Origin of the sequence: Streptomyces sp. NPDC093586 (genome assembly GCF_044764905.1) — a bacterium.
GTDB lineage: Bacteria > Actinomycetota > Actinomycetes > Streptomycetales > Streptomycetaceae > Streptomyces.
Genome location: NZ_JBIWJA010000096.1, coordinates 1 through 2310, shown reverse-complemented (window position 1 = coordinate 2310; position 2310 = coordinate 1). Strand labels below are relative to the sequence as shown.

Annotated in this window: 2 protein-coding genes; both read right to left on the bottom strand. The window is 67.9% G+C overall.

Going from position 1 to position 2310, the window contains the following annotated elements; genetic code table 11:
* Nucleotides 1-4: 4 nt before the first annotated feature.
* Nucleotides 5-1132 carry a ParB/RepB/Spo0J family partition protein gene (locus ACIRFH_RS36530; RefSeq protein WP_403530893.1) on the bottom strand — a complete coding sequence of 376 codons (1128 nt, stop codon included), beginning with the start codon at nucleotides 1130-1132 and terminating at the stop codon, nucleotides 5-7.
* The gene (locus tag ACIRFH_RS36525; protein ID WP_403530890.1) at nucleotides 1129-2292 is read right to left on the bottom strand and encodes a ParA family protein; all 1164 of its coding nucleotides are present in this window, start codon (nucleotides 2290-2292) and stop codon (nucleotides 1129-1131) included. Before ACIRFH_RS36525 ends, ACIRFH_RS36530 begins: the two co-directional genes overlap by 4 nt.
* Nucleotides 2293-2310: the final 18 nt, after the last annotated feature.

Here is a 2310-nt window from a genome sequence, read left to right as displayed (position 1 = left end):
GGGGCTAGGGGGGTCCCAGCTCGGTGAGCAGGGTCTTGTAGGCGTCCGGGTGTTGTTCTCGCAGGATCTCCAGCCACACCCGGGCTCCTTGGACGAATGTCTTCGGCTGCATCTTCCGGTGGAGATGGTGCACGCAGTAGAAGGCGTCGTCGTACGGAAGCCGCTTCGGCTGCCCGGGCCGCGCTGCCACCGGCTGCGCTGCCGCCGGCTGCGCCGTGCCGGGCTCTTCCGTGCCGGTCCGTGGTTCCGGGATGGACTCGGTGCTCTGTTCGCCGTCGGCCGACGTCCTGGCCGGGCCGGGCCGTGCCGGTGGTGGCGGGGGGACAGGTGGGGCGGCGGGCGTCTCCGGAATTATCACGCCGTGATAATCGGCGGGGTCTGCCGGCCGTTGCGCGGTCTTGCGTGATCGGGCCTCCGCCTTCTGGCGGGCTGCTTCCGCCCGTTCGTCCGCCTTGGCCTTCTGTTCCTCGGGGGGCAGCTTGCCGAGGTTGCGGACGTGTTCCACCTTCCGTTCCCCGGTCACCAGGTCCTTCTGGAGCTCGGGGGTGAGCTTGAGCAGCGACAGCTTGCTGGAGATGGTGTTCTGCGGAATGCCCAGCCGCTTGGCGGCCTTGGTCTGGGACCCGTAGTAGTCGACCAGGGTCTTCAGGGCGTGAGCCTCTTCGAGGTCGGTCATGTCGTCGCGGTGGTAGTTCGCGACGAACGCGGCCTCGAGAAGGGCCTCGTCGGTGGCGACGCGGCCGTTGTCGACGCGGACCGGGATGGTGGCCATTCCGACACGGCGGGCGGCCTCGAGGCGACGGTGGCCGTCGACGACGATGTACTGCGCTCCGTCGTCGAGGTCGCCGGTCCGTTCCGGCCGGTTGCGCAGGTAGGAGTCGACCGTGGCGACAGCGATGGGGATGATGATGCCGACCTCGCGGACGGTCTGCACCGTCTCGTCGAGGTTGCGCAGATGGTTGCGCGGGTTGTCCGGGTTGTCGCTGATGAGGGTGACCGGCAGCTCGGTGACGGCCGCCGCGGTCGATTCCTGCCCGCCGATGGTCTTGTCGATGAGGTTGCGTCGTGAGGACCGGGCCCCGCGGGCTGCGCCGAACGCGGGTGCCGGTCCCAGGGAGTCGGCCTTGCTCAACGGGTCGCCCCCCTCGCCACCTGCCGCATGGCCTCCGCCTGGTCACTGTGCGGGGCGTAGGACAGCAGCGGCATCCGCTTGCGGACCGCTTCCCTCTGCTCCTTCAGATCGCCGATGACGGCGAGGACCTTCGGATCGCCGAGCGCCTTCCAGTTCTCCAGGGAGGACGTGGCGACGTAGCCGCGTCGGGAGTCGTACAGGTTCACGACCAGGCCCAGATAGTCGACCTCGAGGGAGAGGTCCTGGCAGAGGTCCTCGATCTGCTGGGCGAGCATCCCGTAAGCCGTGGCGGACGAGTCCTCGGCCAGGACGGGAATGACGACGCCGGACACACCGGCGGGTTCCCCACGACGCCGGTGCCCGTAGTACAGGGCCGCGTCCATGGCGATACCGAGGCTGGGCGGGCAGTCGATGATGATGACGTCGTAGTCGGCCTCGAGAGGACGCAGCGCCAGTTCGAGAGCCGCCTCCTTCTGGAAGCCACGCTTCTGCGTCGCCACGACAGCGATCTTCGCGTCGAGGAGGAAACCGTCGAAGCAGGCGGGCAGCACGTGCAGCCGCTTCTCGAACCGCTGGTCCTCTATCACTACGACCAGGTCGCGCAGATCACCGCCTCCCTCGCCGCACATGTGGGAGACCAGGCTGTCGCGACCGGGCTCGATCTGGGGCACTCCGAGCTGTTCGCTGAGATGCCCCTGGGGGTCGAAATCGACGATGAGGACGCGCTTGCCCGCTTCGGCGTAGGCCTGGCCGATGCCCGCGGAGACGGCGGTCTTGCCGACACCGCCCTTCTGATTGCCGACGATCTTCCGCTCGGGATCCGTTCCGCGGGCCCCGTGCGAGGGAGACGGGTTCGCCTCGAGCCAGTCACGGATCGACCGGGCAAGACCCTGCGTGTACGAGACACCGCGGCCGGCGCACGTCTCCTTGAACTGCTCGTACAGACCCGGCGGAAGCCAGGTGGAGAACGACTTGGCACCGGAAGTGTCCACCTCCGCACCGATGTCGGCATGGGTACGCCATCCGTTGATGGCCGCCTCAACGGCTTCCTGGATGTCCAGGCTGAGTTCAGCGGCGCGGACCTTGAGTGATTGCTGGAGCGCCGAGGGCAGCTTGGACGCCACCTTTTCCCGGTATCCGTCAGGGTATGGAGAGGCCATGACGTCAGTATACTGACG

What these genes read in the sequence shown, in the direction of transcription:
- ACIRFH_RS36525 (WP_403530890.1), bottom strand. Translation starts at nt 2,292, where the DNA reads ATGGCCTCTCCATACCCTGACGGATACCGGGAAAAGGTGGCGTCCAAG.